This is a genomic window from Halolactibacillus alkaliphilus (assembly GCF_900115465.1).
In the GTDB taxonomy this organism is placed as follows: Bacteria; Bacillota; Bacilli; order Bacillales; family Amphibacillaceae; genus Halolactibacillus; species Halolactibacillus alkaliphilus.
Genome location: NZ_FOWN01000003.1, coordinates 19718 through 43896, shown reverse-complemented (window position 1 = coordinate 43896; position 24179 = coordinate 19718). Strand labels below are relative to the sequence as shown.

The window sequence follows — 24179 nt, the reverse complement described above, 5'->3', positions numbered from 1 at the left end:
TGTGATGCATAAACCATGGTGGAAAACATCAGTTGTTTATCAAATCTATCCAAAAAGCTTTAACGATACGACAGGGACAGGAACAGGAGATATTCAAGGTGTTATTGAGAAGTTAGATTATTTAAAAGAACTTGGTGTGGATGTTCTATGGCTGACGCCCATTTATGATTCACCACAAAAAGATAATGGTTACGATATTCGTGACTATTATGCTGTTTTTGAAGACTACGGAACAATGGAAGATGTTGATCGCTTATTAGAGGAAGCACATAAGCGTGAGTTAAAGGTCATTTTTGATATCGTAGTGAACCATACATCAACAAAACATCAGTGGTTTGTTGAGTCAAAGAAAAGTAAAGATAACCGTTACCGAGATTTTTATATTTGGAAAGACTCTAAAGACGGTCAAGAACCGACGAACTGGGCATCAAAGTTTGGGGGCAATGCTTGGCAGTATGATGATGTTACGGGCCAGTATTATTTACACTTATTTGATGTAACGCAAGCAGATCTCAATTGGGAAAATGATGAGGTGCGTGAACACGTCTATAACATGATGAATTTCTGGGTGGATAAAGGTGTTGATGGTTTTAGGTTAGATGTGATTAACTTAATTTCTAAAAATCAAGACTTTCCTGAAGATGATTCAGATGGACGGAAGTTTTATACGGATGGACCGAAAATTCATACTTATTTAAAAGAGATGCATCAACGGGTGTTTGAAGGGAATGAATTAATCACCGTAGGGGAAATGTCATCAACTTCGATTGATAACTGTGTAAAGTATACCAATCCAGACCGTCAAGAGTTAGATATGACATTTAGTTTTCACCATTTAAAAGTAGACTATCCTAATGGTGAGAAGTGGTCAAACGCACCGTTTGATTTAGATCAACTTAAAACGATTCTTTCCGACTGGCAAGTCGGCATGCATACAGGTGGTGGATGGAATGCGCTTTTTTGGTGTAATCATGACCAACCTCGTGTTGTCTCACGCTTTGGAGACGATACGACCTATCGTGAGCGCAGCGCAAAAATGCTAGCAACCACGATCCATATGATGCAAGGGACACCGTATATTTATCAAGGTGAGGAATTTGGGATGACTAATCCTGACTTTGAAGCCATTGATGAGTACCGAGATGTTGAATCACTAAATACTTACCGCTCAATGACGGCGCGTGGTGTAAGTTCGGATGACGTTTTAACGATTTTAAGGCAAAAGTCTCGTGACAACTCTCGCACACCTATGCAATGGCATGACGGTGAAAATGCTGGCTTTACAACAGGGACGCCATGGATAGGAGTCAGTCGTAATTATCGTGAAATTAATGCTAAAAAAGCGCTAAGTGACCCAACATCGATTTTTTATCACTATAAAGCGCTGATTGAGCTAAGAAAAACAACGCCAATTATTACAGATGGAAAATACCGTTTGATTTTAGCCCAGGATTCTGATATTTTTGCCTATGTGAGAGAAATAAATGATGAACAACTGGTTGTCTTAAATAATTTTTATGATCGCACGGTTTCGTATGATTTAGTGAATGAGCGCATATTAGATGGCCAAGTGGATGTTTTGATTAGTAATATGGATGACCAACAAGGTCAGGTGACATCGGGTGCGTTAAGACCTTATGAATCAGTTGTGTACCACATCAAAGCTTGATCTCAACTAACGTGATTAAAGGAAGATGATGATGCAAAATAAATACTTGGTAATCTACCAAGACTTACTCGAACAAATTGAAGATGGAATTCATCCGGTGGACAGTTATTTACCAAGTGAAAATGAACTTAAAACGCAATATGAAACGTCAAGAGAGACGGTGAGAAAAGCGCTAACGTTATTGTCTCAAAATGGTTATATTCAAAAGGTGCGCGGAAAAGGGTCGGTTGTGTTACCGCGTAATAAATTTGATTTCCCGGTTTCTGGATTGGTTAGTTTTAAAGAGCTACAAAATAAGCTTGGTGAAGATGTTCAAACACATGTGTTGACGTTAAACACTGCTCAACCATCTCGTCATATAAAAAAGCAATTGTTATTAGAAAATGACGACCAACTCGTAACAGAAGTTATTCGAACACGGGAAATTAATGGAGAGCGTGTTATATTAGATAAGGATTATTTTCTATCAAATAAAGTAGAAGGACTAACGGAAAGTATCGCAAAAGATTCAATTTATCAATATCTCGAAGATACACTGAAGTTATCTATAAGCTTTGCGAAAAAAGAAATTACGGTAGAAGACCCGACAGAAGAAGACCGATTATCTCTTGATTTAACGGGTTTTCATAATATTGTCGTCATTAAAAATTACGTTTATCTAGATGACGCAACGCTTTTTCAGTACACGGAATCACGTCACCGACCGGATCGCTTTCGGTTTGTCGATTTTGCCAGACGTCATCACTAAAAAACGCTTAGCTATTCATTAAATGGGTAGCTAAGCGTTTTGTTTTATATGGGTATGATATTTGACAATCTAAAATAAAAATAACCGTGTTTATCATGTTGCTTAAAGGACGTAGAAATAAACAGCAATAAAATGACACAGAGAACCAGCTAAAATAAATAGGTGGAAAATCTCATGAAAACCGATATGTTTGAAGTCTAAAAATTTAGGCTTGATAGCATAAATGATGCCACCTAATGTATAAATCACACCACCGAGTGTTAAATAAACAAGACCGGCAGTTGCCAAGTGTGCTTGTAATGGACTGAAGACGAATACAATAATCCAGCCCATCCCGATATAGAGGAGTGTAGAAATAATTCGCGGACACTTAAACCAGATAAGCTTAAAGCTGATCCCGCTAATCGCAATTGTCCATATTGTAATCAATAAAGGTATCCCAATCGAGTCTCTTAAAGGAATTAAGCAAAATGGCGTATACGTCCCGGCGATTAAGACGAAAATCATCGCATGATCAACTTTTCTTAACCAACTGATGACCGTTGGTGATGCTTTAATGCCGTGATAGACAGTAGAAGCGGTGTATAAAAGCATGAGAGAAACACCGAAAATAATGACCGAAATCACTGCTGTTTGACTGTTTGTCTTTACTAACATGGCAATCATAGCTAAGGCGCTTAAAATGATCCCGATTAAGTGTGTCAAGCTATTGAGTGGTTCACGAAAAAACGTTTGCATAAATGTCACAGCTCCCTTATGTAGTTATCAATACTACTTAGTATAATACTCTTTTAATTTGAAATGTCAACCTTTACGATGTATAAAGGTTTAGTTATAATAAAATGAACGATTAGTAACATGGTTTGTTTGGTGTACGTGCACTAGCATAAGGTTATCTGCCGTACTATTAACAAATGAGTAGGAGGACGACGATAATGATAAACACTAACGAGAAGGATTTCCAAGCGATGATTGAGCGTCATATGATTCCAGACTTAGATTTATATATGGACCAAGTAAGGCAATTATTCGATAAAACATATACCCCATTAAAGCGGGATGAAAACGAAAAAATCCTTACAAAAACAATGATAAATAATTATGCTAAAAGCAAACTTTTCCCACCGATTGAAAATAAAAAATACAAAATTGAACATGTTATGTTGATTCAAATGATTTATCAGCTAAAAGGCGCCCTTTCCTTGCAAGATATTCAAACGGTTTTAGAACTTATTACGCCATCCATATTAAATGAGTAGGCGCGTGACGCGGTCTATGATCACTATGTACAGTTAATGAAAGACCAAGCGACCACCGTATCAGAGACTAAAAGTCAACTTGAATCAAAAATAATTAAAGAAGAACCTGAAAGTCTTGTGCCTTTTTATACAATAGCGAGTCTCGTTCAGCTGAGCACACTCTATCGTAAAGTGGCAGAGACCATGATTGACGATGTAATAAAAACAGAATCTATGTTAAAAGACACTGTCCAAAAAAAGTCTAGCAAATAGGCGGATTAAAAGAGAAATAAGAAATGTAAGAGTTTTCGAAAAACTTTTAAATAAACGAGACAAAAAGAGTATTTACCTTCGTTATGAAGTGTAGTAAGATTAAGATTATTTTACACAAGGCCTCTCTAACAATAAAGAGAGATTAAGGGGTGTTTACAATGACAGAAAAAGCTTTAGAAATGTTAAGATTACTTGAAAAAAACGCGGCGTATTCAAATGCATTACTCGCAGACTTACTTGATATATCCATCGATGAAGTAAAAAATATCCGTCAAACGTTAGAAGACCAAGCGGTGATCCTTGGCTATCAAACATTGATTGATTGGACCAAAGTGTTAAATACAGAACTTGTGACAGCAATGATTGAAGTGAAAGTCACGCCAACACGTGGGAAAGGATTTGATCAAGTAGCTGAGCGGATTTATCGTTTTAAGGAAGTTAAAGCGTTGTACTTAATGAGTGGAAGTTATGATTTATCCATTACAATTGAAGCGCAGTCAATGATGGAAATAAGCCGCTTTGTTTCGGATAAATTATCACCACTTGATTCCGTGATGTCGACCGTAACCCACTTTATTTTAAAGAAATACAAGCATGATGGGGTTATTTTCAATCAAGAAGAAGACCAAGATCCGCGGATGATGGTGACACCATGAGTGAGAGATTTATAGCAGAACATATAAAGACATTGAAACCCTCAGGGATTCGTCGTTTCTTTGACTTAGCGCAGTCGATGGAAGGTGTTATTTCACTAGGCGTCGGTGAGCCAGACTTTACCACACCTTGGTCCGTCATTGAGGCGAGTTATCATTCGTTAGAAAGAGGCTTTACGGCCTATACGCCGAATGCGGGATTACCACAACTGAGAAGGTCGATTGCCAAGTTTCTTTCGGCAAGGTTTTCTGTTGATTATGATTCAAAAGACGAAATCATTGTCACTGTCGGTGCATCCCAAGCGATTGACATTGCTTTTAGATCCATTTTAAACCCAGGCGATGAGGTAATTGTCATGGAACCGAGTTTTGTTTCATACGTACCGACGATTACGCTTGCAGGAGGAGTACCGGTTATTGTTGATACGCATGAGCATAATCAATTTAAATTATCGAAAGACGCGCTCGAACAAGCTATTACAAAAAAGACAAAAGCGGTGTTGATTTGTAGCCCGAATAACCCGACAGGAGCCGTGTTAGATAAAGAAGATCTAGAGGGGATCAGCGACGTGATCAAAGCGCATGATTTACTTGTTATTTCTGACGAAATTTACGCTGATCTTATCTATGATGAAGCTTATACAAGCATTGCCTCACTTGAGGGAATGAAGGAGCGTACGCTGCTTGTCTCAGGTTTTTCGAAAGCTTTCGCGATGACAGGTTGGCGATTAGGTTACGTTTGTGGACCTGAAGGGTTGATTAGTCAAATGTTGAAGATTCATCAATATACGATTATGTCAGCCCCTACGATGGCGCAATACGGTGCAATCGAAGCGTTGGAAAATGGATTGGGAGAAGTTGCTTACATGAAAGAAAGTTATAAGCAGCGCCGAAACTATGTTGTGAAGGCACTAACGCGTATGGGGCTTAGTTGCCATACGCCAGGTGGTGCGTTTTATGTCTTTCCATCGGTCAAGTCAACAGGTCTCACATCGGCAGAATTTGCCGAACGGTTACTTATGGAAGAAAAAGTGGCTGTCGTGCCGGGGAGTGTGTTTGGAGAAAGTGGCGAAGGTTATATTCGTTGTTCTTATGCCGCGTCAATGAAACAACTAACCGAAGCGATGGTGCGGATTGAACAGTTTGTCAATAAATTAAAAGCAAAGGCTTAATACTCCTTTGCTTTTTTCATCCCACAAATTGTTCGAACATTCACAAATAAGTAAAATAAAAAATAATATAATATTTAATAGTTAAAATAAAACAAAATGATGGTATAATACGAATGATTAATTAAAAATATAAAAAAATGTACGATTTTAGGAGGGTATGCATGCTGACAGATTTAGAGATAGCCAAGCAATGTAACTTGAAACCGATGGAAGAGATTGCAGATGAGCTAAACTTAAACAGAGACTATTTAGAACAATATGGGAAAAACAAGGCGAAAATTTCACTTGAAGTGATGGATGACATAAAAGATCATGCGGATGGGAATTTAATTCTAGTCACATCGATTAATCCTACACCTGCAGGTGAAGGGAAATCAACAGTGACAGTAGGACTCGCACAGTCAATGAAACAATTAGGTCACTCCGTTTCATGTTGCTTACGTGAGCCGTCACTTGGTCCAGTCATGGGGATTAAAGGTGGCGCTGCTGGTGGTGGTTACAGTCAAGTTGTGCCAATGGAAGAGATCAATCTTCACTTTACGGGTGATATTCATGCGATTACTGCCGCTAATAATGCTTTATCGGCGTTTATCGATAATCATATTTTTCAAGGGAATGCGTTGCAGATTGATCAGCGACGGATTACCTGGAAACGGGTCGTTGATTTAAATGATCGAGCGCTTAGGCAAGTGGTAGTCGGCCTAGGTGGTGTTAAACAAGGTATTCCTCGTGAGGACGGGTTTAATATTACAGTTGCCTCTGAGATTATGGCTATTCTCTGTCTAGCTGAAAATTATCAAGATCTTAAAGAGCGTTTAAATCGCATAATTATTGGTTACAGCACGTCTAATGAGCCGGTCACAGTAAAAGACTTAAATGTTGGTGGCGCGCTCACACTCCTGTTAAAAGAAGCATTTAAGCCTAATTTAGTACAAACATTAGAAGGTGTGCCTGCTTTTATCCATGGGGGGCCTTTTGCGAACATTGCCCACGGTTGTAATAGTGTTGTCGCGACTAAAATGGCGTCGAAATTAACAGATTATGTTGTGACAGAAGCAGGATTTGGTGCTGACTTAGGTGCAGAGAAATTCTTAAATATTAAAGCACGTACAGCTCATTTAGACCCGAAAATCGTTGTGATCGTTGCGACCATTCGAGCATTAAAAATGCACGGTGGTGTTGATAAAGCTGACTTAAGTAATGAAAATATCCCAGCACTGATGGAAGGTTTAAAGAACTTAAAGAAGCATACTGAAACCATTGAGGCTTTTAATGTACCTTTTGTGATCGCAATTAATAAGTTTACAGCTGATACGGAGGCGGAGATTGCTACTTTAACAAAGTGGTGTGAAAAACATCAATTTAAAGTCGCTTTAACCGATGTATGGGCACAAGGTGGTCAAGGTGGCTTAGACTTAGCAAAGGCTGTCGTCCAAACGATTGCGAATGAAAAGGCTAACTTTAAACCGCTCTACTCGCTAGATGAAAGTTTGAAAGAAAAAATAACCATCGTCGCCAAAACAGTCTATGGTGCTAAAGATGTAGAATTCTCAAGTGAAGCACTTGAACAGCTCGATACCTTAACAAAACAAGGTTTAGGCCACTTAGCTGTTTGTATGGCAAAAACGCAATATTCTCTTTCAGATGACCCTGTAAAACTTGGTCGACCAGAAGATTTCACCGTTACTATTAGGGAATGCCGTCCATCTGTCGGTGCTGGTTTTATTGTCTGCCTGACGGGTGATGTACTAACTATGCCAGGGCTCCCTAAAGAGCCGGCAGCTCTAAAAATGGATATTGATGAGGACCAAGGGGCTATTGGTCTGTTCTAATAACGTATTCTGTGTTGGAAAAGTTTCCATTGAAATGAATATACCGCCTGAAACCAAAAGAATTATCTTTGGTTATGGGCGGTGTTATTTTTGTGTGCTCACATTCATTAGTTCTCCGCGGATACTTTAGCCTCTCTTTTTTCTTATTTAATCGAGCGCCTCTTTTATACTTCGCATTATTTAAGCCCTTGGGAATCATTCGTATGCACATATTCACCAATCATTCATACGGATAAGTTTCATTAATTAGTAAATTATCAGTTGCTTATATGTACGTTTGTGGTAAAATGAAAACGTAAACAATTGAATATAATATAAATGATTATAAGGAAAGAAGGGTTTATTAATGAAAGTAACAGCAATTGAACCAGTGACGGTAACAGTAAAAAAAGGTGAAACGCCACAACTGCCAAAGGAAGTACAAGTAACGCTTGATAACGGCATAAAAGCTAAATATCCGGTCGAGTGGGAAAAGGTATCAACGATTGAATCAACGACAGCTTTGACGGGAGAAATAAAAATCAAAAAATATCCGCAACCATTTATTGAACAAAGAGCAGATCCGTTTTTATACAAACATTCAGATGGTTATTATTACTTTACTGGCTCATATCCGCTGTATGATAGAATTGTGCTCCGTCGGAGTAAAACCTTAGATGATTTGCGAGAAGCAGAAGAAGTTGTTATTTGGGAAGCGCATGAGCAAGGTGTCATGTCTGAGCATATTTGGGCACCTGAAATTCACTATATTGATGGTAAGTGGTATATCCATTTTGCGGCGGGTGCAAAAGATGATGTATGGGCGATTCGTCCTTACGTGTTAGAATGTACAGCTGATAATCCGTTAGAAGGTGAGTGGGTTGAGAAAGGTCAAGTAAATACGGCCTTTCAAAGTTTTTCTTTAGATGCGACAACTTTCGAAAGTAACGGTAAACGCTACCTGGTTTGGGCACAAAAAGTTGACAATGACACGATATCCAATCTTTATATTGGTGAGATGGAGAATCCATGGACAATAAAAAATCAAGTAGTATTATCAACACCTGAATATCCTTGGGAAAACAGTGTCTTTTATGTGAATGAAGGCCCTGCGGCGATAAAACATGATGGTAAAATTTATATTGCCTTCTCTGGCAATGCAACAGACCATACGTATGCGGTAGGCTATCTTGTCGCGAATCAAACAGCGGATTTAATCGATCCAACAGTCTGGTCAAAAACATCACAACCTGTTTTTGTGACGAGTGAGGAAACAAAACAATATGGGCCAGGTCATAATAGCTTCAGTAAAGACGAAGATGGCTACGATATTATTGTCTATCATGCCCGTCCTTATAAAAATGTTGAGGGTAATTCATTGTATGACCATAACCGTCATGCCCGAATTCAGAGGTTGTTCTGGAAAGAGGATGGCACACCGTTTTTCGGTATACCTGGAGATCAAGTAGAACCGACAGACTTACCTGTCCTTGCTAAAGTGATTGTAAACGAATAATGTATATCGACCAGCTAAAAACACCGCGCACCATATAGATGGCGTGTTTTTAGTTGGTCTTTTTTACGCCCTGATTCCTTTGTATTTGAATATATTTTTGAATTGCATCTTTGCTAACGTTCCTAGTGCTAAAGGAGAAGTGTCCATCGCTCCAAAAAGTATATTCCTTCCATGGATAATCACTATACTTTACTCATGCTCTATATGGGTTGCCAGCTAAGAGAACACGTTACTTTAGTGACGTGGTGAATTAGCGTCTCTGGCGACCCGCATTGTATTCGGTTAGTTGGTTATCGATATAGTCTTTAGCGATATGTTTTGATACATTGCCTAAAGTAGACATGAAATAACTCCTTGACCATAAGTGCCTTCCCCATAATGTTGCTTTTGTTAGGATATAATGTATAGAGAAAGGTGGTGAGAACATATGTACAAAGGTATTGAAGGAAAGATTTATCCCAATAAAGCGCAACAACACCTTATTAATCAAACATTTGGGCATTCTAGATTTGTTTGGAATCAGATGTTGGCGATGTTAATCACAAGATACGACAATAATCCCGATGTCAAATGCTTATCGTATAACGCGTGAAGCGTATTACTCACACAACTAAAAAAAGAACACCTTTGGTTAAAAGAGGTGGATGCTAAATAGATGTAAAATTATGTAAAAAAGCTCAAAGAAACATTTGACAGATTCTTTAAAAAACAATCAAACTACCCACGGTTTAAATCAGGGAAGATTTATAAACAAACTTACCAAACGCTTGAACGCACGATTCGATTCAATGCTAAACAACGCTAAATTAAACTACCCAAATTGGGGTGGGTCAAGTGTAGCATGTCCCGGAACGACATGGATAATGACAACATCAAATCAGTTAAGGTTATCCGTAAACCTAATAATAACTATTATATTTCTGTCTTAGTAGAAAGTGAAAGCCAAGCTTTACCTAAGACAGAAAAAGCAGTTGGCTTAGATTTAGGATTGACGGATGTAACGAATTAAACCTGTATGACCTAAAAAGTTTTTATAGTATTTACAAACGAATATAAAGTGACAGACCAACAGATGCTTACTGTGGTTTTTGGAAATATAATCCGTTATTTCTCTAATCCTTTACGGATTAACTGATAAACCGTCCCTGCAAAGGTAGATATCAGGTTGTGCCAATAGAAAAAACTTTTCCTTCAAGACAACTATGTTTCTCTTGTGGCTATCGCAATAAAGACGTGAAGAATCTTGCTTTGCGCAAATGGAAGTTTCCAACGTGTCACACCCATCACAACAGAGATTTGAACGCAAGTAAAAATATAAAAGCCGAAGCTATAAGCCTTCTAACCGAAGGGGCTTCGGGGATAGCCCAACCAATTAGATACTGTTAGGTATCTTTACTTAGGAATCCGCTACGGCTTTAGCCTAGCGGTAGTTCAATACTTACTTGTGTAAAAAAGCAACCATTATATCTCCGAAGCTCAGCAGGCGATTTCGATCAGAAACAAGATCGAACCGTCTCGTTAGTGAAGGGATTTATAGAAAAAACGCGCTAAATGGATTAAAAATAAAAGCGTTAAGGCATGAAATAAGGGCCTTAGCGCTTTGTTTTAGGTAAGTGCTAAAAATTAAATGAGCACATATTCAATCTCTTGTTTTGTACGACTATATTTTACTTTAAGATCTTTTCCATCAAAGAACCACGCATCTTTTTGTTCGATAAAGAACGTTAGCTCACTTGCTTTTAAGGTTGCTGCTGGTTCGATTGGGGTATCATTCATTGTGAGGCCAATAGAAAACCCATTATTTGTAGCATAACCACCAAAACGGACGTAAAAGCGAACAAATTGTCCTTTTTCTAAGTTCATTTCGCGTTTAAACCAGTGTAATGCTGGTTGTGTCAATGAAATATTCATGGAAATTCAACTCCCTTAACTCACACTATACCAAAAAACATGACAAATGACGATATTTATAATGTATTTCATTAGGTAAAAGTATGTAATTTTCGTGATTTCTGGATTAGACTGTTGACGATTAGGTAGAAAAAAAGTAACATAAAACTGTTCGGTTTGATACGGTAAAAAAAAGGTGTAAAATAATGTAGCTTTTTGAATTATTAAAATATTAAGAGAAGTGGTTGATTAAAGTTATGAATTTCTATTTTATTAAAAAACCTTCTCTACTAAGAGATGGCATTCAAGAATTATTAAAACGTCGTTTTAACGGAAGCCACATTATTTGCTGTAATCAATTTAATCATGAAGAAATTAATGAAGCCTCGATTATTTTAATCGATGTGAATGAAGCGCTTACTAAACTAGCCGATTTAGAACGACTTCATAACGAGGGGATTAAGATTGTTCTTTGGATAGAGGAGCTAGCGAGTCAAGAAGCAAAGCCTTTATTTAAATTGGGACTTGAAGGATACCTTTATTATGATATTGATGAGGATACCCTAGTACAAGCGTTAAAATTCATTCAAGAAGGCAAGCGCTACGTCTCCCCATTTCTTGGTGGTATGTTAATTGATGTATATCGAGAGACACACGTGAAAAAGCCCAATCCCCCACTTGATTTATTATCAAGGCGTGAATGGGAAGTCTTGCAATTACTTGTGAAAGGCTACAACAACGTTCAAATCGCTGATGAGTTATTTTTATCAGATAAGACGGTAAAGAATTATGTTAGCTCAATTTTACACAAGTTACATGTACCTGACCGGACCAATGCAGTCATTAAAGCATTGAAAAAACAATGGCTCTATTTATAAAAGAACAACAGCACACTTTTGTATGTAACGCATATAAAGGTTGTCTTGCTGTTGTTCTTTTGCGATACCTCTATTGAAGGGCCCTAAGTAATTCCACTGTTTCTTCTGGACCAATGGCAAGTTGTGGACTTCCGCCTACGTATAGTAGTGACGGTGTCACAACTATATCAAGTTCCGCTAGTTCAGTGGGGTTGGCATTATAAAAAGCTGTTTGATGTTTCGCGATCACATGATTGCCTTCTTCAACAATGTCGTATTGAATATCCTGGTTGTTTAAGTAACTATCGGGATCTTCGGTAAAGACTCTCTGATCATCTTCGATATACCCTATTATGCGATCATTTTCTACGTGATGCGCTTCCCAGTCATACCATAAAAAGCGATTCTCTGACTTTGTCATATCAATAATATATATTGGTAACGGTCCATCCTCTTTAAAAGCGTCAATGTCGTCCTCGATTTCTTGGCAGTATCGGCAGTTTTCTTGCCAAAAATAGACGATGTACTCGTCTTCAAGGTTAAATATATCCTCGCCATCGATAAAGTCATCACCGTTTGTTGAAAGAAGGCTAATAAGAATAAGGCCTAAAATAGCAAACAAACTAATTGCACCAATAATACCTATCGATTTCTTACGTTTCATACACAATCTCTCCTTTTTAGTCTATCTTGTAATTTCGATTGTTGTCTTACAGTTCTTAAATCCACGAAAAAATGATTGCATTTACTTTACATGAACAGATGATAAGTGAACTACTCACAGTATACCCTTTTTGAAAAGTTGATAAAACAATACCGGGCAATGACTTTCAATTCCTTTCATAAATCGATATAATAGGTTCAATTGGATTGAACGTGAAGGGGAGAAGGATATTGGCACATAAAGAATCACTCGCGCCGTTGAAAATGCTGTTATTTAGTTTTCATGGTGCTAATACGATGGTAATTAGTTTCTTACCGTTACTACTTGCTTATCGTGGTTTATCAGATCAAGAAATCGGTTGGGTACTCGCTGTAGGACCAACTGTTTCGATTATTTCACAGCCACTTTGTGGTTATATTAGCGACAAATTTCAAACGGTACAGAAAGTATTACTTGTTGCGACAGTGGGTTTAATTATTAGTAGTTTCTTTTTCTTCCAGATGGAAGTGCTGGGTGTTTTACTGTTTTCGGCAGTTTTCTTTTACTTTTTTTCATCATCGATATCGCCACTAGCTGACTCGCTGGCTCAGCGTCGTGCCAAAGCGTTAGGTGTTTCTTTCGGTTCGATTAGAACATGGGGGTCGATTGGTTTTGCGATTAGTTCATTGATTATTGGACAATATGTCGACTGGGTTGGGATTCAGTATCTTTTTATCCCTTACGGGATAATGACAGTAACGCTACTTATTTTAACGACACGATTAAAAGATGTTAAGGTGGAGTCAAAACCAATCAATTTTAAAGATGTTGGGAAGCTATTAAAAAACAAACGCTTTATCACATTGTTAGTTGTGATGTTTCTTGTGACAATCACTCACCGAGTAAACGATAGCTTTATGGGTCTGTATATTCGTCAAATCGGTGGCAGAGATAGTTTAGTTGGACTTGCTTGGTTCTTAGGGGTATTTAGTGAAGCGATGGTATTTATGTTTGCGGGTAAATGGTTCCGTAAATTTCATCCGCTTATATTTATGGTCATTGCTTCTTGGGTATATACAGTTCGTTGGTTAATTTATGGCTTTGTAGGCGATCCTTATGTATTGGTTAGTTTGCAAGTATTGCACGGCTTATCATTTGGTGTCTTTTATTTAGCCTCATTTGACTATATCTCCCGATTAATTCCAGAACATATGCAGGCAACGGGTCACTTGATTTATATGACTGTCTTCTTTGGCTTTTCTGGCATCATTGGCTCGCTTGGTGGGGGCTATGTGTTAGATAACTTGGGCGGTCAAACCTTATACGTTGCGATGGGCGTTATGACCATTATTGGCTCATTATTGATTGGCATGTACCACTGGTTTTATAAAAATAGTTAATAAGGAGTGATGTCGTGGAGCGTTACACAGTAACAGAAGTATGTCTTTTAGCTGGAAAGCTCATGTTGCAAAGTGGAGCAGAGACGTATCGTGTTGAAGATACGATGATTCGTATTGCGCAGTCATATGGTATGGATGGCGCTCAAGCGCATGCTACGCCAACAGCTATTATGTTTGCGACAGATATAACCGAACCAACAAACTTTGTGCGAATCGTAAGTAGAGAAACAGATTTGCATAAAGTGACGCAAGTAAATGGTGTTTCACGCGCGATTTCTTCAGGGCATTTAGATGTTACAGATGCTGCGAAAGCACTCATTACCATTGATGAACAAAAAGATACGTATCCGAATGAAATACAGTTACTCGCAGCAGCATTTGCCAGTGGGTGTTTTACGATTATGTTTGATGGGGCGTGGGTGGATTTCTTGCCTGCTTTCTTTGTTGGTGCGCTCGGCTACGGATTAATGAGTTATTTCCACGACATGATTAAGATTCGTTTTTTCGCAGAGTTTTTAGCGGCTAGTTTTGTTGGTCTTTTTGCTTATTTGATTATATTTCTTAATCTTGGTCAAGAAATTGATAAAATTATTATCGGAGCGATTATGCCGCTTGTCCCAGGTCTTTTGATTACTAATGCGGTTCGTGACTTGATGGCAGGTCATTTAGTTTCAGGTATAACCAAAGGGGCAGAAGCCTTCCTTACTGCGGCAGCAATTGGTGCAGGTATTGCGGTTATTTTCTTTATTTTTTAAATGGGAGGGCTTAAAACAATGATGTTAATTGAACAAATGGTTGTCTCTTTTTTTGCAGCGGCAGGTTTTGCGATTATATTTAATGTGCCAAGACAAGTATTGTTTCAGTGTGGGACAGTGGGCATGATTGGTTGGTCCCTTTACCGGGTACTGGTTCTTTTTACAGTAGATGAAGTTGTGGCTACTTTAGCAGCGGCGGCAGTTGTTGCTGTTATTAGTCAAATCTTCGCTAAATGGTTTCGAACGCCAATTATTATCTTTAATGTGGCAGGAATCATTCCGCTTGTGCCTGGTGGCTTAGCTTACGATGCGATGCGTCATTTCGTTGAAAATAATTATGATGTGGCGATACCGTATGCTGCCCGGGTAGTAATGCTTTCTGGTGCTATTGCCTTAGGTCTGGTGTTCTCTGAGATTATTAACCAGATGATTCGTAACGGGAAATGGAAAAAGTATCATAATAAATACGACCGTAAAGGTTTAGAGCGCTCATAGGAGGGTTATGCCATGATTGTTAAAAAAAGATATCGAGAAATTCACACGTTACATCAGACAACAGGCGAGGAGGTAAAGAGTCCCATCCTTGCCCCGATTGAATATCTGGAAGCGTCAGTGGCAATGTGTATCGCGAAAACACTGGACTTTCTTGATGTACGGGATGGACTTGAACTATCCGGTTATGATGTTCATGTAACATCAACTTCAGATCAAAAGTTAAAACCGCGTCGTTTATCAGAGGTCACGGTTACTATTGATTTTATCGATCAATTGGACCAAGAGCTTGAGGAAAAGTTAAGAGTAAAAGCTAAGCGCGGATGTGTGATTGGTCATACATTAGAGTACCCAGTAACGGTGACATTAACGGCGTTGGAATAAAAGAAAGGGGACAGGTCATGAAACTATTAACATACCGTATAAAACACTCAGGGGAAGATTATCGGGTAGGGGTACTTTTAGATGATATGATTTATTCGGTTGAAGGATTAAAGAAATATATATCAGACCCTTTGTGTAAAGAGTCGTTAACAGGACATCCAGCGGATTTTTACCGTAAGCTTGCCCATGCGTTGCCAGCGTTAGAAGCGGCGCTTTGTTCTGCGAATCCGTTAGACGGTATTTCGAAGGAAAATGTTGAGTATGGACCTGTTGTAACAGCACCAAGTAAAATTATCTGTGTTGGGGTTAATTACATGGATCATGTTAAAGAGATGGGGCATGATGTCCCCAAGTTACCCGTCCTTTTTTCTAAATTCTCAAATGCTTTAATCGGTCATTTGGATGACATTATGGGTAAAGAGAAATCTCACCAATTAGATTACGAAGTCGAACTGGCGTGTGTAATAGGTAAAACGTGTATGGAAGTAAAAGAATCTGAAGCGCTTGATTATATACTCGGTTATACGATTGCTAATGATATTTCTGCTCGTGACTTACAAAAGCGTACGTCTCAGTGGCTTCAGGGAAAAACATTAGATCGATCAACGCCGATTGGTCCTTATATTGTCACGTCTGATGAGATATTAGATCCAGGTCAGCTTAAGATTCGTTCATTTGTCAATGGGGAATGCCGTCAAGATTCTTCAACAAGTCAGTTGATTTTTAATATTCCAACGTTAATTGCTTTTATATCTAATTTAATGACATTAGAGCCAGGAGACATTATTCTTACCGGTACACCACATGGGGTAGGCTTTGCTAAAAAACCGCCACAGCTCCTTCATTCCGGTGATGAAGTTATCTGTGAAATTAGCGGTATTGGCAAGTTAGTCAATAAAGTAAAATAAGGCTTATCCGTGGTCGTTGCATTTTAAGCCATATAACGGGTCGTGTTTATAAATAAATGGGTCATCACTTTACTTAAAGTGATGACCCGTTTTTGGTAAGGTGATCTAGATGAGTTCGATCGTTTGCGGAACGCGAAGTGATGTCAGTAGTTGAAGCTCACGCTCTCTCTCATATGTATAAGAGGAAATGCTGAGTAGGGCATCATCAACATAAGCAGGATGCGTCATCACTTCAATTGTATCGACGGGCTGTTTAAGCAATTGTTCAAACAAATCCTCGGTCGCTTTTTCGCCGTAAAAATCAAGCCAAAGAGATTCCGAAAGCGGTTGAATGGACGTGCCCTTAAGCTGATCGGTATATCGAACGGGTACCTGATATTTATCATATAGCCGCTTGATAACAGGCTGCAAGCACGCCTGACCATGGGCGTGGTGGTGGCTATCAATATGATCAAGTGTTAAACCTGTATTTAAGAAGGCTTGTATTTGTGTGTCCCATTCTTCTTCAACTTGCATGATTTCCTCATCACTTAACGTTGTTTCGTACTTAGTGAATTTAAAGTTCTTTGACGAATCTATCAATAAGTCAACGTTATCGCTAAGTGGTTGTCCGTATGAAAGGACTAGGTGAATCCCTACTTTTAACGACGGATATTCTTTAGCTAGGGTCACCGCGTGATCCACAGCAGTTCCATTCATAATTAATGTTGTACGAGTAACAACGCCATTTTTGTGAGCAGTAATGATCCCGTTGTTAATACCTTCTGTTAAGCCGAAATCATCTGCGTTAATAATAACTTTCATTGATATCCTCCTCGACGTGCGTTTTTTGTAATGTATATACATTTAAATGATCTTAATAAAAACGTTCAACTTTGAAGCTTGTTTTATCTCCTCTAAAGTAAGAGCGGGAAAATTCAATCACCTTGCCGTCTTTATCTTCGGCAATGGTCTCAATAAAAAAGCAAGGTTGCCCAACCTCACAAGCTAGGTAGTGGCTAATATCTTTATCGGCTAGTGTTATTTCTAGGATTTCTGTTGTCTTAAAAATAGCGATATTATAATCATTTGTTAAAGTTTTATATAAGGAATGTTCTACTTGTTCTTTCTTAATACCTGGGGCAATATGCCAAGGAATATAAGCGATTTCATATTGGGTAATTTCATTATTTACCATGCGAATGCGCTTGATTTTTTGAATAGGATCCGCTTCGTTTAAACCAAAACGTTCTTGTTTAGAGCCTTTGGCGGCTATAACATCAATGGTTTTTGCGATGATTTTCCCTTCTTTACCTTGAGCTTTTAATTGTTGATCAAAATGTTCATTTGTATGGGATAATGTTTGGTGTGCTTTTGGTTCAGCGACAAAGCTTCCTTTCCCTCTTTGTCTAATAAGATACCCTTCCTGTACAAGTTGAGACAGGGCAATTCTTACTGTTGTTCGACTGACGTTAAACTCTTTGCATATCTCATGTTCTGTTGGAAATTGGTCCCCCACTTTATAATCGCTAGATTTAATCCGTTCGATGAGTTCTTCTTTTATAAAGGCGTGCAGGGCTTTTTTTTCTGCCATAATAAATTCCTCCGAATACAATGTCTTTAATCTAGTATAACAAATTAAAACAAAAGTAGTAACAAATATTTTTTAAAAACTTTTTTTGTTTAAATGTATTTACAATAATTAAATTGTATGATACATTTCAATTGTAAACTATTACAGAAAACATAAAAGGAGTTTTTTATATGAAGTTGGTCATTATAGGAGGAGGGTCTAGTTATACACCTGAGATAATCGAAGGGCTCATTAAACGTTACCCGTCATTTCCGTTAACGGCAATTGTATTAGTCGATATTGAAGAAGGATATAAAAAAATGTCTATCGTTGGTGAATTAGCCAAACGGATGATTGAAAAGGCAGCGCTTCCAATTGAATTAACTTGGACAACCAACAGACGAGAAGCATTAGAAGGTGCGACGTTTGTTTCCACACAATTAAGGGTGGGGGGGTTAAAAGCGCGTGAAAAAGATGAGCGCATCCCATTATCGCATGGCATGATTGGTCAAGAAACAAATGGAGCAGGTGGTATCTTTAAAGCTTTTCGTACTATTCCTGTACTTATGGGCATTGCACAGGACGTTGCTGAGATTTGCCCGGATGCATGGATGATTAACTTTACTAATCCGGCAGGAATTGTAACAGAAGCTTTGCTTAAATATAGCCCTCATAAAAAAGTGATTGGTGTATGTAATATCCCTTTTAACATGCAGCAGTCAATTGCAGAGGTATTGGCAGTAGAACCGTCGGCAGTACGCATTGAATTTGTGGGATTGAATCATTTTGTCTACGGAAAAAAAGTCTTGGTTCATGGCGTTGATAAAACGAAAGAAGTGCTCGATCGTCTCATGGCACAAGCAGTCAACTATTCACCAGCTAATATTGTGAATTTAGGATGGACAGAGACGTTACTAAAATCACTTCAGTTATTACCAAATCCTTATCATCAGTATTACTACAAACAAGAAGCTATGTTACAAAAAGACCTTTTATCATATGAACAAAATGGTACGCGCTCTGAAGTCGTTCAAGAAGTTGAACAGAAATTATTTGAACTATATAAACAACCGACACTAGATGAAAAGCCTAAAGAACTTGAAAATCGGGGTGGGGCTTATTATAGTGATGTGGCCTGTAGCTTAATGACAGCCCTCTATAATGACAGTCATGAGATTATGACAGTTAACACCCTTAATCAAGGGGCGATTGCTGATTTACCGCTTGATAGTGTCGTCGAAATCAACTGTCTGATTACAAAAAGAGGGCCGATGCCACTGACAACAGGGGCACTACCACCGCAAATCAAAGGTGATATTTTAAAAATGAAAGCTTTTGAAGAACAAGTCATTAAGGCGAGTATATCTGGTGATTATCATGATGCTTTCCTTGCATTTTTACTTAATCCACTTGTTGGGGATGAAGACCGAGCGAAAGTTGTACTAGATGAATTATTAGTCGCGCATGAAGCGCATTTACCACAGTTTAATAAGTGATGCAGGTAAAACTTTGTGTTAGTCGACTTTTGACTAACACAAGGTTTCTAGTAAAGCGATGAATGTCACACCAACTGTCGAGTTGTGTGTAGCTTTATCCTCTTTAAGTAAAGCGCTTACAAATGTTTTGGATGAATGAGCACGTTCGTTGACTAAAATTTGAAAGGGGTGATACACGACATAAAGATCTAAGAGCAAATCTTAAGTAAGATGTTGTAGCACTATTTTTAAAATTATAAGGGGGTATTTGAATGAACTTTTTAACGTTATGGTTGGAGAAGTATTTTCTTCCAATCGCAGGTAAGATTGGTGGACAAAAACACTTAGTTGCTTTAAGAGATGCATTTATAGGAACAATTCCAGCAACAATGGCAGGTTCTGTAGCGGTTATGATTAACGCACTTATTAGAGATTTACCGCCGCAATTTTTTGATGGGTATGATGGAAACAGTATACCGATCATAAGAGAAATAATCGGAATCAACGGTTTTGTTTGGAGTGGTACATTAGCGATTGCTGGTATTATCTTTGTCTTCTCGTGGGGCTATAATTTAGCAAAAGCTTACGGAGTAAATGAACTTTCAGGAGGGATTGTGTCAACGGCAGCTACAATTGCTGGTGTGACATTTGCTTTCTCAGGTACAATTTCAGGGCTTAGTTTAGACGACGCTGCTGTTGCGTCAATTAATGAAGCTGGTTGGGCTGCGACGGCCACAGACATAACAGCTGGTGGTTGGGGATGGATTCCATTAGGTAACTTAAATGCGAACCTCTTCTTTACAGCGATGATTATTGGATTTGTTGCAACAGTTATTTTTGCTAAGTTAATGTTAGCAAACATTACGATTAAATTACCTGATTCAGTACCACCGGCTGTATCGACTGCATTCGCATCGATTATTCCGGCAACAATTGCTCTTTATGTCGTGTCAATCTTCTACTTTGTTTTTGCGAAAATCGTACCAGGTATGACATTCCTAGAGTGGACACAAGAAACGATAGCTCTCCCACTTCTTGGTTTATCTCAAGGATTTGGCGCGGTCATTTTAGTTACGTTATTTGTTCAATTGTTCTGGTTCTTTGGTATTCATGGACCGAACGTATTGGCACCAATCTTAGAAGGTGTCTTTGGTGTAGCACAGATTGAGAACGTTAACTTGTTCCAACAAGGTGGAACGGAATTAGTTATTGCTGAAGGTTACAACTGGGTAAGAGGTTCATTTGATGCTTACTCTTGGTTTGGTGGATCTGGAGGAACGATCGTCTTAATTATTGCGATTATTATGTTCTCGAAACGTAAAGATTACCGTACGGTAGCTAATCTATCAGTTGGACCTGGTATTTTTAACATTAACGAACCAATCATGTTCGGTTTACCGATTGTATTAAACCCGCTCTTGTTCTTCCCATTCTTATTGGCACCTGTTGTTTCTGTATCTATTGGATACTTCGCAACAATTGCTGGACTTGTCGCACCGGTATCGCAACAAGTTGCTTGGGTAACGCCGCCGTTCTTATTATCATTCTTAGCAACTGGCGCTGACTGGCGTGCACCAATTGTTACGCTTGTAGCAATGCTAGCATCTTTTGCTATATGGGCACCATTTGTTATAGCAGCAAATAAAGTAGAGCCAGAAGCTGCAGAACAAGATTAAGGATTAGACTCAATACATGATAGACAAAGGATTGCTTTTTCGTGTCCTTTGTCTATCAAACAATATAAAATAAATAGATGAAGGGGGTCATTGACCATGATAGAAATTAGTTCACCGACACAACAAGACAAAATCATTGAGTTATTAACAACGATGACTGCGGGAGATATCACATTTACGTATAAAGAGAAAAAAGGTATTGCGCTTTATTTTGAAACGAACACTGATGACTTAGAAGAAGCGGCAAAAATAGCTAAGAAAGCTATTAAAGGTGAGCCATGGGGATCTATTCTCTACTTTCGAAGCGTGCCTCATCATTAGTAATAGCCGATCATTTATCGGTTACTATCTGATGGAAAAGCGGTCATGACAATAATGAGGTATGGATGACATGTGTACGAAAAGACATAAATGAAAAGGGTGTTTTAACATGGGGAAGTGGGGGTTGTTTTCTCTTAGTATCGGGTGTTTAATGATCATTTTTGCTGCTGATCAAAAGGCAGGAACTTATGACATATTAAGTTTAATAACAGCAGGCTTCTTTATTATTTTAAGTATCATATTGATTAGAAAAGAGAAGCGTCAAAAAATATCTAAGAATTAGGTGAGATAAATGGAACTAGCAATGAAAGTTAATGTCCCAACCGAATTCTTTTATGATACGATTATTCGCTCTGTATTAGCGGATGTGAAGCAACATACGAATGATGAGCTCACGCCAAAAGAATTACCGGGATATGAATATGAAAAAGTATTTTCTAAACAAGCGTCCGCTAAAGTGAAGATTAAGACACTTAAAGAAAATGAATGTTATGAATATCAAACGATAAGTAATAAAAATGATTTTACCGTTGCTTATGTTATGCAACCAATTGATGAAACGAGTTTTAAGTTGATGTATTCAGAAGCCATGTCATCACGTGGTGGCTATATGCAAAAATTAAATGATGCGTTTGTTGGTGTTGTTTGGTCTTTTTTAAAAAAGAAAAAGTTTAAAGAAATGCTTAGAGAGATTGAGTCAACGTACAATAAAGCACAACAAGCATAAATTTATAATAGTGTCATCTTCAGATGAATGATGAGCAAAACAAAAGGAGAATGACGAATGCGAAGGATTGGCGTCTCACTATATTTATCAAAAAGTACTTTTGAAGAAGATCAAGCTTATCTTGATTTAGCAAGAAAGTATGGTTTTACTAGAATCTTCACAAGTTTATTAGAAATTGAAGGCGATACGACGGAAGTCATTCATAAATATAAACGCACGATTGAATATGGAAATTCTATTGGTATGGAAACAATATTAGATATTAGCCCGGCTTTATTTGAACAATTACGGATTAGTTATGAAGATTTAAGCTTCTTTAAAGAACTAGGCGCGAGTGGCCTTAGGCTGGATTTAGGCTTTACGGGGTTAGAAGAAGCAATGATGACAAAAAATACCCTCGGTTTAAAGATTGAAGTCAATATGAGTAGTGGTACAAAATATATTGAAAATATTATGAGTTATCACCCAAATAAAGATCAGTTATGTGCCTCGCATAACTTTTATCCACAACAGTATACAGGTATTTCTCAAACGCATTTTGAAGAAACAACGGCACTCTTTAACAAGTACCATCTAACAACGGCGGCTTTTGTCACGTCTCAAGTAGGACAATTGGGACCATGGCCTGTACAAACGGGGTTATGTACACTCGAAGACCATCGGTTCTTAAATATCCAAACGCAAGTGACACACTACCGTTTAATGGGTACGATTGATGACTTGATTATTGGTAATGCGTATGCGACTGAAGCAGAGTTAAAAGCGATGTCAGAAGCGTTTTTCTCACCGCACCCACTACTACCAATCGATGCATATACTGATTTATTGCCAATAGAAAAGAAGATCTTATTTAATGAGACGCACATATATAGAGGAGATCGTTCAGCATATTTAATTCGCTCGACGGCTACGCGTGTAAAATATAAAGCAGAGGACTTCCCGGTGCGAGAAGTTAAACCTATTGAAAAAGGTGATGTCATTATTGGAAGCAATGCCTTTGGTCAATATAAAGGAGAAACTCAAATTGCCTTGACCGCTGTTGATAATTTAGGTGAGCGCAATGTCGTTGGCGCAATGAAGAAAGAAGCTATATTTTTGCTTGATTATCTCAAGCCATGGTCGAGTTTCCATTTCGTAGAATCCATGTGTTAAAATCAGCTTGTTGAGTTTAAAGTGCTTGTAAGTGTGTATTAAAAAAGGTAGTTATTATTAGGAGGGTATTCATATGAAAACAATATTATTAGTATGTTCAGCGGGTATGAGTACGAGTTTACTCGTATCAAAAATGCAAAAAGTAGCAGCGGAAAAGGGAATCGAGTCAGATATTTCTGCAGTATCAGCCTCAGAAGTTGATCAAGTTATGACTAAAAAGGATATTGATGTGCTCTTGCTTGGTCCCCAAGTAAGGTACATGAAACCACAATTTGAAAAGAAAATGTCTGGAAAAAACATTCCGGTTGATTCAATTGATATGAAAGATTACGGTATGATGAATGGTGAAAAAGTCTTAGCACAAGCATTAAAACTAATTGATGGTAAATAATAACAGTGTTTTTATCTCCTAAACTGTCAGACTGACAGTAAGACAAAGAAAATAAAGGGTGGGTTTTAAATGGAAGAAGGCAGTTTAGAAATGATTTCGTTTCAAATTATTAGTAATGTTGGTACGGCAAAGAGTTTCGTGATGGAGGCGTTACAATCGGCAAAATCGGGAAACTTTGAGGATGCTGAAGAGAAGTTAAAAGAAGCGGATCACTACTTTGTTGAGGGGCATAAAGTACATGCGTCGCTCATTCAAAAAGAAGCTTCTGGTGAACAGGTGAAATTCTCGTTACTTTTTATGCATGCAGAGGATCAATTGATGAGTACAGAGACAATCGCTACGCTCGTAAGAGAAATGATTGAGATGTATAAGAAAATTGATGGAACAAATTAAAATACGTGCACTATTTTCCTTATATTAATAGGGATACTTCATGTGTTTTTTCTCGTTTTGTATGAAGGTGAATTTTTTATAGA

29 protein-coding genes and 1 pseudogene are annotated in these 24179 nt (G+C 38.1%); 24 read left to right on the top strand and 6 right to left on the bottom strand.

Translation table 11 applies throughout. The features are described 5' to 3' along the window. Positions 1-4 precede the first annotated feature (4 nt). Both treC and treR read left to right on the top strand, forming a co-directional pair. Positions 5-1669, top strand: a complete 1665-nt coding sequence (gene treC, locus BM163_RS02205) for an alpha,alpha-phosphotrehalase (protein ID WP_089799775.1) — start codon at positions 5-7, stop codon at positions 1667-1669. Positions 1670-1700: 31 nt separating this feature from the next. Further along, positions 1701-2417, top strand: coding sequence for a trehalose operon repressor (gene treR, locus BM163_RS02200; protein ID WP_089799773.1), 717 nt, complete (start codon positions 1701-1703; stop codon positions 2415-2417). Between the two features lie 102 nt (positions 2418-2519). On the opposite strand, the gene trhA is transcribed toward treR, so the two are convergent. After that, positions 2520-3155, bottom strand: a complete 636-nt coding sequence (trhA, locus tag BM163_RS02195; RefSeq protein WP_089799771.1) for a PAQR family membrane homeostasis protein TrhA — start codon at positions 3153-3155, stop codon at positions 2520-2522. A gap of 197 nt (positions 3156-3352) precedes the next feature. Here trhA and BM163_RS02190 point away from each other — a divergent pair, with 197 nt between their 5' ends. The 5 genes from BM163_RS02190 to BM163_RS02165 all read left to right on the top strand — a co-directional run bounded on the left by BM163_RS02190 (position 3353) and on the right by BM163_RS02165 (position 9080). After that, complete coding sequence (locus BM163_RS02190; RefSeq protein WP_089799769.1) at positions 3353-3676, top strand: DUF1836 domain-containing protein; 324 nt, start codon at positions 3353-3355, stop codon at positions 3674-3676. A gap of 410 nt (positions 3677-4086) precedes the next feature. Then, positions 4087-4584 carry an Lrp/AsnC family transcriptional regulator gene (locus BM163_RS02180; protein ID WP_089799765.1) on the top strand — a complete coding sequence of 166 codons (498 nt, stop codon included), beginning with the start codon at positions 4087-4089 and terminating at the stop codon, positions 4582-4584. Beyond that, positions 4581-5753: an aminotransferase gene (locus BM163_RS02175; RefSeq protein WP_089799763.1), complete on the top strand. Its 1173-nt coding sequence runs from the start codon at positions 4581-4583 to the stop codon at positions 5751-5753. The genes BM163_RS02180 and BM163_RS02175 overlap by 4 nt, the downstream gene beginning before the upstream one ends. A 161-nt stretch (positions 5754-5914) precedes the next feature. Beyond that, positions 5915-7585: a formate--tetrahydrofolate ligase gene (locus BM163_RS02170; RefSeq protein ID WP_089799761.1), complete on the top strand. Its 1671-nt coding sequence runs from the start codon at positions 5915-5917 to the stop codon at positions 7583-7585. Positions 7586-7931: 346 nt separating this feature from the next. Further along, positions 7932-9080, top strand: a complete 1149-nt coding sequence (locus BM163_RS02165; protein WP_089799759.1) for a family 43 glycosylhydrolase — start codon at positions 7932-7934, stop codon at positions 9078-9080. Positions 9081-9330: 250 nt separating this feature from the next. Here BM163_RS02165 and BM163_RS02160 read toward each other — a convergent pair. Continuing rightward, positions 9331-9471 (bottom strand): annotated as a pseudogene (locus BM163_RS02160) (transposase); the annotation flags it as partial. Positions 9472-9507: 36 nt separating this feature from the next. Between BM163_RS02160 and BM163_RS14165 the strand changes: the two are divergent. The 3 genes from BM163_RS14165 to BM163_RS02150 all read left to right on the top strand — a co-directional run bounded on the left by BM163_RS14165 (position 9508) and on the right by BM163_RS02150 (position 10466). Then, positions 9508-9672 carry a helix-turn-helix domain-containing protein gene (locus BM163_RS14165; protein ID WP_089799757.1) on the top strand — a complete coding sequence of 55 codons (165 nt, stop codon included), beginning with the start codon at positions 9508-9510 and terminating at the stop codon, positions 9670-9672. A 249-nt stretch (positions 9673-9921) separates the two neighbouring features. Then, positions 9922-10089, top strand: a complete 168-nt coding sequence (locus BM163_RS13750; protein ID WP_146876956.1) for a transposase — start codon at positions 9922-9924, stop codon at positions 10087-10089. A 158-nt stretch (positions 10090-10247) separates the two neighbouring features. After that, complete coding sequence (locus tag BM163_RS02150; RefSeq protein WP_371859475.1) at positions 10248-10466, top strand: zinc ribbon domain-containing protein; 219 nt, start codon at positions 10248-10250, stop codon at positions 10464-10466. Between the two features lie 237 nt (positions 10467-10703). Here BM163_RS02150 and BM163_RS02145 read toward each other — a convergent pair whose 3' ends face one another. After that, positions 10704-10991 (bottom strand): HesB/YadR/YfhF family protein, encoded by a 288-nt coding sequence (locus BM163_RS02145; RefSeq protein WP_089799753.1) that lies wholly within the window; start codon positions 10989-10991, stop codon positions 10704-10706. Between the two features lie 236 nt (positions 10992-11227). Here BM163_RS02145 and BM163_RS02140 point away from each other — a divergent pair, with 236 nt between their 5' ends. Next, complete coding sequence (locus tag BM163_RS02140; RefSeq protein WP_089799918.1) at positions 11228-11848, top strand: helix-turn-helix transcriptional regulator; 621 nt, start codon at positions 11228-11230, stop codon at positions 11846-11848. Between the two features lie 70 nt (positions 11849-11918). On the opposite strand, the gene BM163_RS02135 is transcribed toward BM163_RS02140, so the two are convergent. Beyond that, the gene (locus BM163_RS02135) at positions 11919-12491 is read right to left on the bottom strand and encodes a hypothetical protein (protein ID WP_089799751.1); all 573 of its coding nucleotides are present in this window, start codon (positions 12489-12491) and stop codon (positions 11919-11921) included. 230 nt (positions 12492-12721) lie between these two features. Here BM163_RS02135 and BM163_RS02130 point away from each other — a divergent pair, with 230 nt between their 5' ends. The 5 genes from BM163_RS02130 to BM163_RS02110 are packed head-to-tail and all read left to right on the top strand — an operon-like array spanning position 12722 to position 16409. Next, positions 12722-13870, top strand: coding sequence for an MFS transporter (locus tag BM163_RS02130; protein ID WP_089799749.1), 1149 nt, complete (start codon positions 12722-12724; stop codon positions 13868-13870). 14 nt (positions 13871-13884) lie between these two features. After that, entirely contained in the window at positions 13885-14625 is a 741-nt protein-coding gene (locus BM163_RS02125) for a threonine/serine exporter family protein (RefSeq protein WP_089799747.1), read from the top strand. A gap of 18 nt (positions 14626-14643) precedes the next feature. After that, positions 14644-15120 (top strand): threonine/serine exporter family protein, encoded by a 477-nt coding sequence (locus BM163_RS02120; RefSeq protein WP_089799745.1) that lies wholly within the window; start codon positions 14644-14646, stop codon positions 15118-15120. A gap of 12 nt (positions 15121-15132) precedes the next feature. After that, complete coding sequence (locus BM163_RS02115; protein ID WP_089799743.1) at positions 15133-15501, top strand: OsmC family protein; 369 nt, start codon at positions 15133-15135, stop codon at positions 15499-15501. A 17-nt stretch (positions 15502-15518) separates the two neighbouring features. Beyond that, positions 15519-16409, top strand: coding sequence for a fumarylacetoacetate hydrolase family protein (locus tag BM163_RS02110; protein ID WP_089799741.1), 891 nt, complete (start codon positions 15519-15521; stop codon positions 16407-16409). Between the two features lie 105 nt (positions 16410-16514). Here BM163_RS02110 and chbG read toward each other — a convergent pair whose 3' ends face one another. Both chbG and BM163_RS02100 read right to left on the bottom strand, forming a co-directional pair. Beyond that, positions 16515-17213 carry a chitin disaccharide deacetylase gene (chbG, locus tag BM163_RS02105; protein ID WP_089799739.1) on the bottom strand — a complete coding sequence of 233 codons (699 nt, stop codon included), beginning with the start codon at positions 17211-17213 and terminating at the stop codon, positions 16515-16517. 52 nt (positions 17214-17265) lie between these two features. Continuing rightward, positions 17266-17982 carry a GntR family transcriptional regulator gene (locus BM163_RS02100; protein WP_089799737.1) on the bottom strand — a complete coding sequence of 239 codons (717 nt, stop codon included), beginning with the start codon at positions 17980-17982 and terminating at the stop codon, positions 17266-17268. 170 nt (positions 17983-18152) lie between these two features. On the opposite strand from BM163_RS02100, the gene BM163_RS02095 reads away from it, so the two are divergent. The 8 genes from BM163_RS02095 to BM163_RS02065 all read left to right on the top strand — a co-directional run bounded on the left by BM163_RS02095 (position 18153) and on the right by BM163_RS02065 (position 24096). Continuing rightward, entirely contained in the window at positions 18153-19457 is a 1305-nt protein-coding gene (locus BM163_RS02095; RefSeq protein WP_089799735.1) for a 6-phospho-beta-glucosidase, read from the top strand. A gap of 251 nt (positions 19458-19708) precedes the next feature. Beyond that, positions 19709-21112 (top strand): PTS sugar transporter subunit IIC, encoded by a 1404-nt coding sequence (locus tag BM163_RS02090; RefSeq protein WP_089799733.1) that lies wholly within the window; start codon positions 19709-19711, stop codon positions 21110-21112. A 96-nt stretch (positions 21113-21208) separates the two neighbouring features. Continuing rightward, positions 21209-21433, top strand: a complete 225-nt coding sequence (locus tag BM163_RS02085; protein WP_089799731.1) for a hypothetical protein — start codon at positions 21209-21211, stop codon at positions 21431-21433. Between the two features lie 109 nt (positions 21434-21542). Continuing rightward, entirely contained in the window at positions 21543-21716 is a 174-nt protein-coding gene (locus BM163_RS13745; protein WP_170243616.1) for a hypothetical protein, read from the top strand. 9 nt (positions 21717-21725) lie between these two features. Next, positions 21726-22160, top strand: coding sequence for a DUF3284 domain-containing protein (locus BM163_RS02080; protein ID WP_089799729.1), 435 nt, complete (start codon positions 21726-21728; stop codon positions 22158-22160). Positions 22161-22217: 57 nt separating this feature from the next. Continuing rightward, positions 22218-23312 (top strand): DUF871 domain-containing protein, encoded by a 1095-nt coding sequence (locus BM163_RS02075; RefSeq protein ID WP_089799727.1) that lies wholly within the window; start codon positions 22218-22220, stop codon positions 23310-23312. Positions 23313-23385: 73 nt separating this feature from the next. Next, the gene (locus BM163_RS02070; RefSeq protein ID WP_307725319.1) at positions 23386-23703 is read left to right on the top strand and encodes a PTS sugar transporter subunit IIB; all 318 of its coding nucleotides are present in this window, start codon (positions 23386-23388) and stop codon (positions 23701-23703) included. 69 nt (positions 23704-23772) lie between these two features. Continuing rightward, positions 23773-24096 (top strand): PTS sugar transporter subunit IIA, encoded by a 324-nt coding sequence (locus BM163_RS02065; protein WP_089799723.1) that lies wholly within the window; start codon positions 23773-23775, stop codon positions 24094-24096. Positions 24097-24179 lie beyond the last annotated feature (83 nt).